General features: G+C 60.3%; 11 protein-coding genes and 1 tRNA gene. 9 read left to right on the plus strand and 3 right to left on the minus strand.

Features of this window, described 5'->3' with window-relative positions; genetic code table 11:
* From ACIP1X_RS16415 to ACIP1X_RS16425, 3 genes are all read left to right on the plus strand, one after another.
* Positions 1 to 418, plus strand: a 418-nt coding sequence (locus ACIP1X_RS16415) for a S1 RNA-binding domain-containing protein (RefSeq protein WP_400753582.1), incomplete at its 5' end; no start/stop codon positions are given.
* Between the two features lie 289 nt (positions 419 to 707).
* Positions 708 to 783, plus strand: a tRNA-Thr gene (locus ACIP1X_RS16420).
* A gap of 229 nt (positions 784 to 1,012) precedes the next feature.
* Complete coding sequence (locus tag ACIP1X_RS16425; protein ID WP_400753629.1) at positions 1,013 to 1,312, plus strand: DUF6388 family protein; 300 nt, start codon at positions 1,013 to 1,015, stop codon at positions 1,310 to 1,312.
* A 95-nt stretch (positions 1,313 to 1,407) separates the two neighbouring features.
* Here ACIP1X_RS16425 and nadC read toward each other — a convergent pair whose 3' ends face one another.
* The gene (gene nadC / locus ACIP1X_RS16430; RefSeq protein WP_400753585.1) at positions 1,408 to 2,256 is read right to left on the minus strand and encodes a carboxylating nicotinate-nucleotide diphosphorylase; all 849 of its coding nucleotides are present in this window, start codon (positions 2,254 to 2,256) and stop codon (positions 1,408 to 1,410) included.
* A gap of 387 nt (positions 2,257 to 2,643) precedes the next feature.
* On the opposite strand from nadC, the gene ACIP1X_RS16435 reads away from it, so the two are divergent.
* The 4 genes from ACIP1X_RS16435 (at position 2,644) to ACIP1X_RS16450 (ending at position 8,606) form a co-directional block, all read left to right on the plus strand.
* Positions 2,644 to 4,815 carry a DUF1631 domain-containing protein gene (locus ACIP1X_RS16435; protein ID WP_400753587.1) on the plus strand — a complete coding sequence of 724 codons (2,172 nt, stop codon included), beginning with the start codon at positions 2,644 to 2,646 and terminating at the stop codon, positions 4,813 to 4,815.
* 64 nt (positions 4,816 to 4,879) lie between these two features.
* Positions 4,880 to 5,440: a 1,6-anhydro-N-acetylmuramyl-L-alanine amidase AmpD gene (ampD, locus tag ACIP1X_RS16440; protein WP_053117041.1), complete on the plus strand. Its 561-nt coding sequence runs from the start codon at positions 4,880 to 4,882 to the stop codon at positions 5,438 to 5,440.
* On the plus strand, positions 5,437 to 6,276 hold the full coding sequence (gene ampE / locus ACIP1X_RS16445) for a regulatory signaling modulator protein AmpE (protein ID WP_212549741.1): 840 nt from the start codon (positions 5,437 to 5,439) through the stop codon (positions 6,274 to 6,276). Before ampD ends, ampE begins: the two co-directional genes overlap by 4 nt.
* 1,625 nt (positions 6,277 to 7,901) lie before the next feature.
* Positions 7,902 to 8,606: a methyl-accepting chemotaxis protein gene (locus ACIP1X_RS16450; protein WP_400753632.1), complete on the plus strand. Its 705-nt coding sequence runs from the start codon at positions 7,902 to 7,904 to the stop codon at positions 8,604 to 8,606.
* 188 nt (positions 8,607 to 8,794) lie between these two features.
* Here ACIP1X_RS16450 and ACIP1X_RS16455 read toward each other — a convergent pair whose 3' ends face one another.
* Positions 8,795 to 9,571 carry a TatD family hydrolase gene (locus ACIP1X_RS16455; protein ID WP_400753588.1) on the minus strand — a complete coding sequence of 259 codons (777 nt, stop codon included), beginning with the start codon at positions 9,569 to 9,571 and terminating at the stop codon, positions 8,795 to 8,797.
* A gap of 3 nt (positions 9,572 to 9,574) precedes the next feature.
* The gene (cra, locus tag ACIP1X_RS16460) at positions 9,575 to 10,570 is read right to left on the minus strand and encodes a catabolite repressor/activator (RefSeq protein ID WP_400753591.1); all 996 of its coding nucleotides are present in this window, start codon (positions 10,568 to 10,570) and stop codon (positions 9,575 to 9,577) included.
* Between the two features lie 305 nt (positions 10,571 to 10,875).
* On the opposite strand from cra, the gene ptsP reads away from it, so the two are divergent.
* Together ptsP and pfkB are read left to right on the plus strand one after the other, a co-directional pair.
* Positions 10,876 to 13,737, plus strand: a complete 2,862-nt coding sequence (gene ptsP / locus ACIP1X_RS16465; protein ID WP_400753592.1) for a phosphoenolpyruvate--protein phosphotransferase — start codon at positions 10,876 to 10,878, stop codon at positions 13,735 to 13,737.
* Entirely contained in the window at positions 13,737 to 14,678 is a 942-nt protein-coding gene (gene pfkB, locus ACIP1X_RS16470; RefSeq protein ID WP_400753594.1) for a 1-phosphofructokinase, read from the plus strand. Before ptsP ends, pfkB begins: the two co-directional genes overlap by 1 nt.
* Positions 14,679 to 14,687 lie beyond the last annotated feature (9 nt).

Genomic DNA, 14,687 nt, shown 5'->3' on the forward strand with positions numbered 1-14,687 from the left:
CGACAAAATCCGTGACGTTATCGGTAAAGGTGGCGCGACCATCCGTGCGATCTGCGAAGAAACCAAGGCTTCGATCGACATCGAAGACGACGGTTCGATCAAGATCTTCGGCGAAACCAAGGAAGCTGCTGAAGCTGCACGTCAGCGCGTTCTGGGCATCACCGCTGAAGCCGAGATCGGCAAGATCTACGTGGGTAAAGTTGAGCGCATCGTCGACTTCGGCGCATTCGTCAACATCCTGCCAGGCAAGGACGGTCTGGTGCACATCTCGATGCTGAGCGACGCTCGCGTAGAGAAAGTGACCGACATCCTGAAAGAAGGCCAGGAAGTGGAAGTGCTGGTACTGGACGTAGACAACCGCGGCCGTATCAAGCTGTCCATCAAAGACGTGGCAGCAGCCAAGGCTTCGGGCGTTTAATCACCCCCAGGCTTTAGCGCAATAAAAATGCCCCGCCGTGAAAACGGCGGGGCATTTTTTTGTCTGGCATAAAGCAATTGTGGCGAGGGGATTTATCCCCGTTCGGCTGCGCAGCAGTCGTAAAACCAGACACTGCGGACTGCCTGAAACACCGCGGTGCTGGATTCACGGCCGCTGCGCAGCCGAACGGGGATAAATCCCCTCGCCACAAATGGGAGTTTCAAGAGATAACCATCAGGCAACCCACAAATTTGCCGCAGCACACGACCGGTGCTAGGTTTAGCCCACCGCCCGTGTAGCTCAGCCGGTAGAGCAGCGCACTCGTAACGCGAAGGTCGCAGGTTCGATTCCTGTCTCGGGCACCATTTTCCTCATGCCCCCTCGATTTATGTCCCTCAGGTCAAAGTTTTTGTGAGAGAGATGTAAAGACCCGTGTAATTCGTCATGCAAACGTCCTATATTCGGTGCCTGCATGAGCATCGCTTAGCAGTTTTCAGATGATCCCGAATGGTTCCGAAGGCCGGAAAAAACCGCGTCAGAGAGATCCTTGATGATCCAGATCCATCCTCCATTCTTACGATCAGCGAGAACGCCATGACCGAATTAACTCAAGAGCAACGTCACGAACAAGCGCTGGAGATATACAAACTCGACGCGCCCCAGCTGTTGGAAGAGATCAAGGACTTGAGTCCTGATGATCAGAAAGACCAGATTCAGTGGGCATTCGAAGACGAAGCCGAGGCCCAGGGCCTGCAGCCGTGGGAGCTGACGCTCAAGTACACGAGCACGCCGGAGGAGTTCGAGGCGCAGCGCCTCATGCTGCACAAAGAGGCGGCTGAAGTGCTGGGTGTCGATTGGGAAGAGTACTGCGAGATGAATAATCTCGTCGTATAAGAGCTGCTGCGAGTTTCAAGCGGCAAGCTACAAGTCAGAGCAAAAGCGCTTTGGCTTGTAGCTTGTAGCTTGTAGCTCGCAGCTTGCCGCTGCTGTCAAAGACTCAAGCGCATCGACAGGTCGACCGCTTTGACATCCTTGGTCATCGCGCCGATCGAGATGTAATCCACCCCGGTTTCGGCGATTGGCAGCAGCGTGCTTTCGTTGATGCCACCGCTGGCCTCCAGTTTCGCCTTGCCGCCGTTCAGGCGCACGGCTTCGCGCATGTCGTCCAGGCTCAGCTCATCGAGCATGATGATGTCGGCGCCGGCTTCCAGCGCTTCTTTCAGTTCTTGCAGACTCTCCACTTCGATTTCCACCGGTTTGCCCGGCGCGATCTTGTGCGCGGCCGCGATGGCCTGCGCAATGCCGCCGCTGGCAACGATGTGGTTTTCCTTGATCAGGAACGCGTCGTAGAGGCCGATGCGATGGTTGTGGCAGCCGCCGCAGGTGACTGCGTATTTCTGCGCCAGACGCAGGCCCGGCAGGGTCTTGCGGGTGTCGAGCAGCTTGACCTGAGTCTCGCCGACAAAATCCGCCAGGTACTGCGCCCGCGTCGCCACGCCGGACAGCAGTTGCAGGAAGTTCAGCGCACTGCGCTCGCCGGTCAGCAGCGAACGGGCCGGGCCTTCCAGGTGAAACAGGGGCTGGTTGGGCTTTACCCGCTGGCCATCGACCACTTGCCAATGCACCGCGACGCGCGGATCGAGCTGGCGAAACACGGTATCAACCCACGCTGTGCCGCAGATGACCGCTTCGTCACGGGTGATGATGGTGGCTTTGGCCAGACGTTCGGCCGGGATCAGTTGCGCGGTGATGTCGCCGCTGCCGACGTCTTCGAGCAACGCACGGCGCACGTTGGCTTCGATTTCGGCGGTCAAATCGGCGAGACGTAGATTCGGCATAACGGGCTCCACAAACAAAGTGATTCGATTATAGGGGCATGGCGCGAGCCAACCCAAGGCGTGAACGTGCGTGGTTGACTGCATCCGGTCGAATTTCTTTGAGCAAAGGCCGGCCGACGTGGTCAATGCAAGGGGCGAGGTATAGGGGAAACCCTGACGGCTATAGCGGCGGTGACACCTTTTGCAAGATAATCCGCCTTGCATTTGACGTCATGGCTTTGACGATTTCGAAGGCGCCGCTTCAAAACTGTGGGAGCGGGCTTGCTCGCGAAGAGGGCGTGTCAGCGACATTTCTTTTTCTGACCTACCGCTTTCGCGAGCAGGCTCGCTCCCACAAAGGGCTTGCGCAGAAAGTGACCGATTGAATCACCGTTTCAGGAGGCTTGGATGCACAACGACGGGAAAGTAGTGCCTTTGCACAAGGCCACTACGGATCAGGCGAACCATTCGCCGCTCGCCCGCCTGCCTGTGATTCTGCTTCAGGTTCGCGACAAGGCTGCGCAGCAACTGCGCCACGGCTTGCAGGAGTTGTTCGATAACGCCGACGACACGCTGTTCGAAATGGCGGATCGCGCACGCAATGACGTCGAACAGAACATCTTTTTCGAAGCCATGCGCGACCTGCGCCTGAAGCGCAAAAACATCGAGCGTGGTTTCCTCGAACTGTTTTTCGAGGCTTTCGTCGGCCTCACTCAATACGACGCCTCACCCAATGCCTTGCCGCCCGCACTGATGTTCGACGAGTCGGCGCCACGCACCGACGACATGGAGCGCAGCGTGGCGATTGAGACCATGGTTGGACGGGTGCTCAAGCGCGATGGCTTTGCGCTGGATCAACTCAGTGCACGGCTCAGCGTTTTGCTCGGCAAACCTCTCGACGCGCAGCACAACCCGCTCGCCCCGGCGATGCTCTGTGAGTACTTCTTGCAGGCCGGGCGCAACCTCGGCGTGGAGATCAAGGTCAAGCTGATCCTGCTCAAACTGTTCGAGCGCTATGTCCTCGCCGACACCGAGCAGTTGTATGCCGAAGCCAACCAACTGCTCAGCGTCACCGGCGTACTGCCCGAGCTGAAACCGGCACCAGCGCGACGTGCGCTTGATCGCGCGATGGCCAACGTGCACAGCGAAGACAGTGACGAACCGCTGCCGGCCGACGAGGGTGTGCAAGAAGTCTTCGCCGCGTTGCAGGAACTGTTACTGCAAGTGCGCGGCAGCGTCGCGCCGACACTCGAGCCCAGCGCCGCTACGCAGCCGATCAGCACCCGCGACCTGCTGCGTCTGCTCTCGCACTTGCAACAATACGTGCCGGCACTCGCGGCGCAGGACGATTTCGATCTGCGCAATCAGCTTGAACAGTTGTTGACGCGGGTCAGCCTCAGAAGTGGCAAATCGCGGATTGTCGAGGGCGCGGACGAAGACGTGATCAACCTGATCGCCATGGTCTTCGAGTGCATTCTGGATGACCGTAATGTGCCGGATTCGCTCAAAGCGCTGATCGCGCGTTTGCAGATTCCGATGCTCAAAGTGGCGGTGCTCGACAAGAGTTTCTTCAGCCGCAGCAGCCACCCGGCACGGCGCCTGCTCAATGAAATCGCCGCTGCCGCAATGGGTTGGGGCGATAGTGACAACGAAGCGCGCGACAACCTGTATCTGCGTATCGAACAAGTGGTGCAGCGCCTGCTTTCGGATTTCGTCGATGATCCGGCAATTTTTTCCGAGCTGTTGGCCGACTTCCTCGCGTTCACCAGTGACGAACGCCGCCGCAGCGAACTGCTTGAACAACGTTTGCGCGATGCCGAAGAGGGCCGGGCGAAAACCGAGCTGGCTAGGCGCCGGGTCGAACGGGCGTTGAATCAAGCGCTGTTGGGCAAGGTGTTGCCGCCGGCAGTGGTGACGTTTGTTGAGGATGCCTGGAGCAAAGTGCTGCTGCTGACCTGTCTCAAGCATGGCGAGGCTTCCGCCCAGTGGCGTGACGACGTGCAGACCATGGAGCAACTGGTCTGGAGCGTGCAGCGTCACAACGACGCGGAATCCGGTTTGCGCCTGTTGGCTTTGGTGCCCGGCCTGCTCAAATCTCTGCGAGATGGCCTGACTCGTGCGGCATTCGATCCATTTGCCACCAGCGAATTTTTCAGCGAGCTCGAAACCCTGCACGTGAGGGTGCTCGAACCTGCCAGCGAGGCCGATCCGATGATCGAAGTTTCGCAGCAGATTGTTTTGCCTTCCGCCGATGAGGGCGCAATGGCGAAAAACTCTACGCATCTGCCTGACGATGCCGCTGGTTTGCGTCAGGTCGATCAATTGCGTCTGGGCAGTTGGGTAGCGTTTCAGGAAGACGAAGAACACAGCTTGCGCTGCAAACTCGCGGCGATCATCGACGCCACCGACAAATACGTCTTTGTCGACCGCACCGGCATGAAAGTCCTCGAGCGCAGTCGTGCCGCACTGGCGGTGGAATTCCAGCGTGGCGCCGCGCGAACACTGGACGACACCTTGCTGTTCGACCGGGCACTGGAATCGGTGCTGGGCAACCTGCGGCGACTCAATCGTTCCAAGTGATCGCGCGCCGGGTGCCGATCACGGCATACTGGGCGCCAACACAGTCGGCGCTGAAGGAATCGTTATGCAGCTGGATCCCGCTAGCGGGTGGTGTCACGGGGTGCAGGTGTGCCCATCGCCCAATTTCAATGAACGCCCGGCGGGCGAAGTTTCCCTGTTGGTCATCCACAACATCAGCCTGCCACCGGCGCAATTCGCCACCGGCAAGGTGCAGGAATTTTTCCAGAACCGTCTGGATGTCACCGAACATCCCTACTTTGCAGGGATCGCCGACCTACGCGTCTCGGCGCATTTTCTGATTGAACGTGACGGCAAGGTCACCCAGTTTGTCTCCTGTCTTGAACGGGCGTGGCATGCGGGCGTGTCGATTTTTGACGGTCGCGAAACCTGTAACGATTTTTCCGTGGGCATCGAGCTCGAAGGCACCGATGATCTGCCGTTTACCGATGCGCAATATCAAGCGCTGACCGTGCTGACCCGTCAGTTGCAAAGAGCATTTCCGGCCATCACCGGCGCCCGCATTTGCGGGCACAGCGACATCGCACCCGGGCGTAAGACCGATCCTGGCCCGGCATTCGACTGGGCGCGTTACCGCGCAGCCCTGGCACAAGAGGAAGGACAATGAGTTTTCTGGTGTTACTGCTGGCCGTCTGGATCGAGAAGTTCTCGGCCCTGCGCCATCGGGTTCAACGCGATGGCGGATGGATCCGCGAACTGAACAAACTCGAAAGCAGCGAGCGACTGGCGGGTAAACCGTGGCTGGTGCTGACCATTCTGGTGCTGTTTCCGGTGGCGCTGCTGGCGCTGTTGCTGGTGGTGCTGGAACCGGTGGCTTACGGTCTGCTGGCGTTGCCGGTGCATCTGCTGGTGGTGATTTACAGCCTCGGGCGCGGCGATTTGCTCGGCGGTCTCGGGCCGTTCCGCGATGCCTGGCGCCGTGAAGATCTACAAGCGGCGGCGCATGTCGCCAAACGCGATCTGAATATCTGCGCCGACAGTGGCGAAGAGCTGCTCGATCGGGTGCAGGGGCACTTGCTGTGGGAGGCCTATCAGAGCTTCTTCGCGGTGATCTTCTGGTACTTCGTGCTCGGCCCGGTGGCGGCGTTGGCGTATCGCTTGTTGGCGCTGGCTGAAGAACACGGCACGAACCCGGCGCTGGTCGAACGCGCCGCGCAATTGCGCCATGCTTTTGATTGGGTACCGGTGCGACTGCTGGCGGCGAGTTTTGCCTTGGTCGGCAATTTCGTTGCAGTTGGCCGGGTGATGTTGCATGAGTTGCTGAACTGGAACATCAGCGCTGCGCAACTGATCAACAAGGTTGGCTTGGCAGCGGGGGAGATCCCGCCTGCTGCGGTCGGGCCGGATGGCATTACTACCCTCGACAGCCTGTGGGAACTGCTGCTGCGCGCGGCGGTGTTGTGGTATGCCGGGTTTGCGCTGTGGACTGTTCTGATCCACTAAAAAATCAAAGTGAAATTCATTGTGGCGAGGGGATTTATCCCCGATGGGCTGCGCAGCAGCCCCAAAACCATCCACCACGATTTTTCAGATACAACGCCTATTCAGCTATTGGGGCCGCTTCGCGCCCCATCGGGATAAATCCCCTCACCACAATGGCTTTGTGTTGTCCTTGCTTCGTTAACCTTAAGTTACAAAACCTCCCGCCGATTTGAGCTATACAGTGATGGCGCCCGATAGTGGCTATCTGCTGTCGTCCCGCGCCTGCCAATAAAAACAAGAAAAACCAAGGGAGACTTCCAGTGAAGAGCTTGCTCTATCCCGCCGTCTCGCTGATGAACCGTCTGAGCTTCGGCATGAAGTTCAGCTTGATCAGCGTGCTGTTCCTGGTGCCGATGCTGGTGACCAATTTCTATCTGGTGCGCGATTCCTATCGCGAATTCCAAGGCACCCGCGTCGAGTTGCAAAGCCTCGATCTGCTGGGCAGCAGCCTGACCCTGCGCCGGGATCTGGAAACCCTCAACAATCTGGTGCAGATCAACGTCACCCTTGGCCAGTCTGGCAAGGCGGGCAACCTCGAATCGAAAATCACCAGCCTCGAACAAGCCGTGCTGACGCGCCTGCAAGGGCTGACGGCGATGACCGACGATCCCGAGCAGATCAAGGCTTTCGATGGCAAACGCGATGAAATGATTGCCGCGTTCAAAGCCCAGCAAGTGGAAAGCTCCCTGCAAAGCAAAAGTGCGCTGATCGGCAAATTACTCGCCAGTGCACAGATTTTCAGTCAGATCATCACCAGTCAGGCTGGTTTGAGCCGCGACAATCAGGGCGATATTCGTCAGCTCAGCGAACTGGTCACCCTGATCACCCCCGGCGTCACCCAGACCCTCGGCGAAGGCCGGGCAATTGGCTCGTACTCACTGGCGCAGGGCTTTCTCAACAGTGCCTCCAGCACGCGTTTCGACGAACTGTTGGTGAAGATCGAAAAACTCCAGGCCGAGTACGGCTTGAAACTGCAGGACGCCCTCGCTTCCAGCAAAGCCGCGCGGGACGACCTCAGCGTCGAGGCCGACAACAGCAAGGCATCGCTGAAGCAAGCCAGCGAATTGTTCGAAGAACAGGTGGTGATGGCCGACACCCTCGATGCGCCGTGGCAGGCGTTTTACGACCAGGTCACCGCGTTGATGGATAAAACCTACGCGCTCAACGAAGCTTCGCTGAAATTTCTCGACAGCCAATTGCAGCAACGTCTGGCGCATAACCGCACGCACATGATCTTGCAGGCGGTGGCGCTGTCGGTGGTGTTTGTACTGATTTTCTATCTCTATGGCGGTTTCTACGCTTCGACCCGCACCACGCTCAAACGCCTCGGCGCGATGATGGACAAAGTCGCGGCGGGAGACATGACGGTCAACTTCAAAGCCAATAGCCGCGATGAGTTGGGTGAGTTGGGCGAAGTGTTTAACGGCACGGTGAAGAAGATTCACGACTTGATCGAACGAGTCGGCCAGACCGTCGGTGAGGTCGAGCGCCAAGCCGGGCAGGTTGAGAACGTTTCCGCGCAGAGCAATCAGGCAGTGGCGGGGCAACGCACGCAGATCGAGCAAGTGGCGACGGCGATGAATCAGATGTCGGCTACCTCGCTGGAAGTCGCGCGCAGTGCCGCAGCGGCCGTGAACAGCGCCCACAGCGTCAACAACGAGACTCTCAGTGGTCGCGGTCTGGTCGAGTCGCAACAGGGCAGCATTGCTGCGCTGGCAAGCGAGATTGATCAGTCGGTGTTGGTGATCAATCAGTTGGCGAGCGACAGCCAGTCGATCAGCCGCGTATTGGAAGTGATCAAAAGCATCGCCGAGCAGACCAATTTGCTGGCGCTCAACGCCGCAATCGAAGCCGCACGGGCTGGCGAGCAGGGCCGCGGTTTTGCGGTAGTGGCGGACGAAGTACGCACCTTGGCTAAACGCACACAGCAATCGACCGAAGAAATCGAGCAGATGATCACCAAGTTGCATGGCGGTGTCGGCGCGGCGGTGAAGGCCATGGGCGTCAGCCATCAGATGGCCAATGGCACGGTCGGGCAGTCGGAAAAAGTACAGCAGGCCTTGGAAAACATCCTCGGCGCTGTGGGCATGATCGTCGATCAGAACCAGCAGATTGCGGCGGCGGTGGAGCAGCAAACGGCGGTGGCCCATGACATTGACCAGAACATCGTCGAGATCAATCGTGCCGGCGAACGCACGGCGCAAGGCGCGCACCAGACCGAAGACGCCAGTCGCGCGTTGTCTGCCCAGGTCGTCGAGCTAAAACAACTGATCAGCGCCTTCCGCGTCTGAGCCGTTTCTTAAAACCTTGTGCGAACCTTTGTGGCGAGGGGATTTATCCCCGCTGGGCTGCGAAGCAGCCCCAAAACCTGTGATCGAGTATCTATCTGATACACCGGGTGAAAGGATTTGCGACTGCTGCGCAGCCGAACGGGGATAAATCCCCTCGCCACAAGGTTTTGTTTCAACAGGGAGGTGTGTTACCAGCCGAACAATTCGCAGCTGTTGGCGGTGCTGGCGGCGGCGAGTTGTTGTGGGGTGATCTTCATCAATTCAGCCAACGCTGCGCAAATCGCCGGCAAGTGCGCCGGTGTATTGCGGACACCGGGAAACATTGCCGGCGCCATGTCCGGTGAATCGGTTTCCAGCACGATCGAGTCCAGCGGCAAGTCCGCCAATACCCGATGCATACGCAACGCCTGCGGCCACGTCGGCGCGCCGCCCAGACCCAGTTTGAAACCGAGTTTGATGTATTCCCGCGCCTCTTCCCGGCTGCCGGCAAAGGCGTGGATGATCCCCGCGCGTTTAAGCTTGAAGCGCTTGAGCGTAGCAATCACCGCTGCATGGCTGCGGCGCACATGGATCAACGCCGGCAATTGAAAATCCGCCGCCAGTTGCAACTGTGCTTCGAACAGCGACTGTTGGCGCTCGCGATCCAGCGTTTCGATGAAGTAATCCAGACCGATCTCGCCGACCGCGCACAACTGTCGATGACCCTTTAATCGGGTCAGCCAATCACCGAGTGCCGTCAAATCTTCAGGACGATGTTGATCGAGATACACCGGGTGCAAGCCGAACGCCGCGTGCAAATCAACATCGTTCTGCACCAGATCCCACACCCGTTGCCAGTTGCCCTCGTACACGCCCAACACCACCATCCGCCGCACCCCGAGGGCGCGGCTTTCGGCGAGCAACGCCGGGCGATCGGCGTCGAAGTCGGGGAAGTCGAGGTGGGTATGGCTGTCGATCAGCTCCACGGCTCAGTCCCGGTGAATACGCTGCTTGAAGGTACGCGCAATGGCCTGCACGCCAGGCTTGTATTCCGACTGCTCGACGGCAGCGAGCGCCAGTTCCAGCGCCTTGTCGGCGATCAACTGGTGCTGCTGGGCCATGGCGTTGACCGGCAACGGCAGGAAATCGAGCAACTGCGTATCACCGAATGTGCCGAGGCGCAGCGGCCGCGATTTCAACGGGAAGTCATGCAGCGCATCGAACACGCCCTGCAACAGCACGTAGGAAGTTGTCACCAACGCGTCGGGCAAATGCCCCAGACGTTGCAGGAGTTCTTCCATCAATTGCTTGCCGCACTCACGGCTGAAGGCTTCGGCGTGCTCCACGAGCACTTCGCCTTTGAAATCGGCCAAGGCTTGTTTGAAACCGGCGGCACGCTCCTGGCTGATGCTCAGCTCCGGCCGCGCGCCGAGCAGCACGATTTGCTTGAGCTGCGGTTCGAGCAGGCTTTGCGTCAGGTGATGACTGGCCTCGCGGTCGTCACTGATCACCGAGCAGAAATGCTCCGGCTCCATGACCCGGTCGATGGCGATGATCGGCGTGCCCTTGGCCTGCAACTGCCGATAACTGTCATCACCGGCCGGCAGGCAACTGGCGACGATCAGCGCATCGCAACGACGCGCGCGGAACAGTTGCAGCAACTGGCGCTCGCTGTCCGGCGCATCGTCCGAGCTGGCGATCAGCAACTGATAGCCGCGCGCCCGCGCACCTTGCTCCAGCAGCTTGGCGATCCGCGCGTAACTGGGGTTTTCCAGATCCGGCAGGATAAAACCCAACGTGCGCGTATGCCGACTGCGCAGCCCGGCCGCTTGAGGATTCGGCGTAAAGCCATGCAGATCGACCACCGCCCGCACACGTTCGACGGTGGCGGTACTGATGCGTTGCTGTTCGGCCTTGCCGTTGATGACGTAGCTGGCGGTGGTCACGGACACTCCGGCCAACCGCGCGATATCACTGAGTTTCAACCCGGGATTTCCTTGTTTTTTCGAGCTTGCCGCAACATTTTCGCCAATCCTACCCGATTAGGGCAGACGACTATTGTCGCAACGCATCCGACAAGTTGGACTTCAAGGATGGGACATTATCGAGTAACGTGCCGATCAATCTAGATTAAACGTTTCAGCAAGCGTATTTTCTACGTTTTAGACGCCTTTGGCCGGTTCTGCCGTGAAACCGCCAAAACTGCCGCTGAAAAGCGAAGCAATCCAGCGCCTAAGCTGTGACCATTCAAAACAATACCTGGCGCATCCAGCGTCAAAAAGGAGATTGCATGCTCGAGCTCACTATAGAGCAGATATCCATGGGCCAATCGGCTGTGGATAAACCCGCTGCCTTGCAACTGCTGGCCGATCATCTGGTGGCGGATGGTCTGGTCGCCGACGGTTACCTCGCCGGTTTGCAGGCCCGGGAAGCGCAGGGCTCGACCTTTCTCGGTCAAGGTATTGCCATCCCCCATGGCACCCCGGAAACCCGCGATCAGGTGTTCGCCACTGGCGTGCGCCTGATGCAATTCCCTGAGGGCGTGGATTGGGGCGATGGCCAGATCGTTTATCTGGCGATCGGCATCGCGGCCAAATCCGACGAACATTTGCGTCTGCTGCAACTGCTGACCCGCGCCCTCGGCGAGACCGATCTGGGTCAGGCCCTGCGTCGCGCCAGTTCGCCGGAAGCGCTGCTGAAACTGCTGCAAGGCGCGCCGCAGGAACTGGCGCTGGATGCACAGATGATCGGCCTCGGCGTGTCGGCTGACGATTTCGAAGAACTGGTCTGGCGCGGCGCGCGTCTGCTGCGTCAGGCCGATTGTGTGAGCAACGGTTTCTCTGCGGTGCTGCAACAAGTCGAAGCGCTGCCGCTGGGCGACGGTCTGTGGTGGTTGCACAGCGAGCAAACGGTGAAACGCCCGGGCCTGGCGTTCGTCACCCCGGACAAACCGATGCGCTACCTCGGCCAGCCGCTCAGCGGTCTGTTCTGTCTGGCCAGCCTTGGCGAAGCGCACCAGGCGCTGCTCGAACGTCTGTGTGCGTTGCTGATCGAAGGTCGCGGCCATGAATTGGGCCGCGCCACCAGCAGCCGCAAAGTCCTCGAAGTGCTCGGTGGTGAATTGCCCGCCGACTGGCCGAGCGCGCGCATTGCGCTGGCCAACGCCCACGGCTTGCACGCGCGTCCGGCGAAGATCCTCGCGCAACTGGCGAAAAGTTTTGATGGCGAGATTCGTGTGCGTATCGTCGACGGTCAGGACAGTGCCGTGTCGGTGAAGAGTTTGAGCAAACTGCTCAGCCTCGGCGCGCGACGTGGTCAGGTGCTGGAGCTGATCGCCGAGCCGAGCATCGCTGGCGACGCCTTGCCGGCCTTGCTTGCGGCTATCGAGGAAGGTCTCGGTGAAGAAGTCGAGCCGCTGCCCGCCATCAGTGAGCACCGCGAAGTCTTTGCCGACATCGCCGAAGTGGTGATTGCCCCGGCGTCCGGTACTCAGTTGCAAGCCATCCCCGCCGCGCCCGGCATCGCCATCGGCCCGGCGCACATTCAAGTGCAGCAAACCATCGATTACCCCATGCGTGGCGAGTCCGCCGCCATCGAACGCGAGCGCCTCAAACAAGCGCTCAGCGACGTGCGCAACGACATTCAAGGCCTGATCGAACGCAGCAAAGCCAAAGCCATCCGCGAGATCTTCATCACCCATCAGGAGATGCTCGACGACCCGGAACTCACCGACGAAGTCGACACCCGCCTCAAGCAAGGCGAAAGCGCCGAAGCGGCGTGGATGGCGGTGATCGAAGCAGCGGCGAAACAACAGGAATCGCTGCAGGACGCGTTGCTCGCCGAACGTGCGGCGGATCTGCGTGACATCGGTCGCCGCGTGCTGGCGCAACTGTGTGGCGTGCAAACCCCGAGCGAGCCTGAGCAACCGTACATTCTGGTGATGGACGAGGTCGGCCCGTCCGACGTCGCACGGCTGGATCCGGCGCGCGTGGCGGGGATTCTCACCGCACGCGGCGGCGCCACCGCGCACAGTGCCATCGTAGCGCGAGCGCTCGGGATTCCGGCGCTGGTCGGCGCTGGCGCAGCGGTGTTGTTGCTGGCGCCGGGCACGCCGTTGCTGCTCGACGGCCAACGCGGTCGCCTGCACGTCGACGCCGATGCCGCGACACTGCAACGCGCCACTGAAGAACGCGACACCCGCGAACAACGCTTGAAGATTGCCGCCGAACAGCGCCATCAACCGGCGCACACCACTGACGGTCACGCCGTCGAAGTCTTCGCCAACATCGGCGAAAGCGCTGGAGTGATCAGCGCGGTGGAGCAGGGCGCCGAAGGCATCGGTCTGCTGCGCACCGAACTGATTTTCATGGCCCATCCGCAAGCGCCGGACGAGGCCACGCAAGAAGCTGAATACCGCCGCGTTCTCGACGGTCTAGCCGGGCGTCCGCTGGTGGTGCGCACGCTGGACGTCGGCGGCGACAAACCGCTGCCGTATTGGCCGATCGCCAAAGAAGAAAATCCGTTCCTCGGCGTGCGCGGCATTCGCTTGACCTTGCAACGTCCGCAGATCATGGAAGCGCAATTGCGCGCCTTGCTGCGTTCGGCGGACAACCGTCCGTTGCGCATCATGTTCCCGATGGTCGGCAGCGTTGAAGAGTGGCGTCAGGCCCGCGACATGACCGAGCGTCTGCGTCTGGAAATCCCGGTCGCCGATCTGCAACTGGGGATCATGATCGAAGTGCCGTCCGCCGCGTTGCTCGCGCCGGTGCTGGCCAAGGAAGTCGACTTTTTCAGCGTCGGCACCAACGACCTCACGCAATACACCCTGGCCATCGACCGTGGTCACCCGACCTTGTCGGCGCAGGCCGACGGCTTGCACCCGGCAGTGCTGCAACTGATCGACATTACCGTGCGCGCCGCCCATGCCCATGGCAAATGGGTCGGTGTCTGCGGCGAACTGGCGGCGGATCCGCTAGCGGTGCCGGTGCTGGTTGGCCTCGGTGTCGATGAACTCAGCGTGTCCGGGCGCAGCATTGCCGAAGTGAAGGCGCGCATCCGCGAACTCAGCCTGACGCAGGCGCAAACCCTTGCTCAACACGCCCTGGCCGTGGGCAGCGCCAACGAAGTGCGCGCATTAGTGGAGGCCCTGTAATGGCCAAGATTCTTACCCTGACCCTCAACCCGGCGCTCGACCTTACCGTCGAACTGCCACGGCTGGACGCCGGTCAGGTCAACCGCAGCGACGAGATGCACACCCATGCCGCCGGCAAAGGCGTGAACGTCGCGCAGGTGCTCGCCGACCTCGGTCATCAACTGACGGTCAGTGGCTTTCTCGGCGAAGACAATCTGCAAGCGTTCGAAACCCTGTTCGCCAAGCGCGGTTTTGTCGACGCGTTTATCCGCGTGCCGGGCGAGACGCGCAGCAACATCAAAGTGGCTGAACAGGATGGACGGATCACCGACATCAACGGCCCGGGGCCGGTGGTCGATGCCGTCGCGCAGCAATCTTTGCTCGATCGTTTGGTGCAGATCGCACCGGGTCATGACGCGGTGGTGGTCGCCGGCAGTTTGCCGCGTGGCGTCACGGCGCAGTGGTTGCGTGAGCTGATCGAACGGCTCAATCAGCTCGGCCTGAAAGTCGCCCTCGACTCCAGCGGCGAAGCCTTGCGCGCGGCGTTGCAGGCCAGTCCATGGCTGATCAAACCGAACACTGAAGAACTCGCCGACGCGCTCGGTTGCGAAGTGGTTTCTCACGCGGCGGAAGCGCAAGCAGCGGCGCGTTTGCATGCCCAAGGCATCGAGCACGTGGTGATTTCTCACGGTGCTGATGGCGTGAACTGGTTCAGCGTCGGCTCGGCGCTACACGCCACGCCACCGAAGGTCAGCGTCGCCAGCACGGTCGGTGCCGGCGATTCCTTGCTGGCCGGCATGCTCCACGGTTTGCTCAGCGCCGACACGCCTGAACAAACCCTGCGCACGGCCACTGCGATTGCGGCGATGGCGGTGACCCAGATCGGTTTCGGCATCAACGACCGTGCGCAACTGGCGCAGCTCGAACAGGGCGTGCGCGTGCGCCCCCTGACAGAACAATAAGAGGGTTTG

Origin of the sequence: Pseudomonas sp. NPDC088885 (genome assembly GCF_044750025.1) — a bacterium.
GTDB classification, from domain to species: domain Bacteria; phylum Pseudomonadota; class Gammaproteobacteria; order Pseudomonadales; family Pseudomonadaceae; genus Aquipseudomonas; species Aquipseudomonas rustica.

Bases quoted from the DNA above. Each gene is read 5' to 3' on its own strand.
- ACIP1X_RS16425 (WP_400753629.1), top strand. From the start codon at position 1,013: ATGACCGAATTAACTCAAGAGCAACGTCACGAACAAGCGCTGGAGATA.
- nadC (WP_400753585.1), bottom strand. From the start codon at position 2,256: ATGCCGAATCTACGTCTCGCCGATTTGACCGCCGAAATCGAAGCCAAC.
- ACIP1X_RS16435 (WP_400753587.1), top strand. From the start codon at position 2,644: ATGCACAACGACGGGAAAGTAGTGCCTTTGCACAAGGCCACTACGGAT.
- ampD (WP_053117041.1), top strand. From the start codon at position 4,880: ATGCAGCTGGATCCCGCTAGCGGGTGGTGTCACGGGGTGCAGGTGTGC.
- ampE (WP_212549741.1), top strand. From the start codon at position 5,437: ATGAGTTTTCTGGTGTTACTGCTGGCCGTCTGGATCGAGAAGTTCTCG.
- ACIP1X_RS16450 (WP_400753632.1), top strand. From the start codon at position 7,902: ATGTCGGCTACCTCGCTGGAAGTCGCGCGCAGTGCCGCAGCGGCCGTG.
- ptsP (WP_400753592.1), top strand. From the start codon at position 10,876: ATGCTCGAGCTCACTATAGAGCAGATATCCATGGGCCAATCGGCTGTG.
- pfkB (WP_400753594.1), top strand. From the start codon at position 13,737: ATGGCCAAGATTCTTACCCTGACCCTCAACCCGGCGCTCGACCTTACC.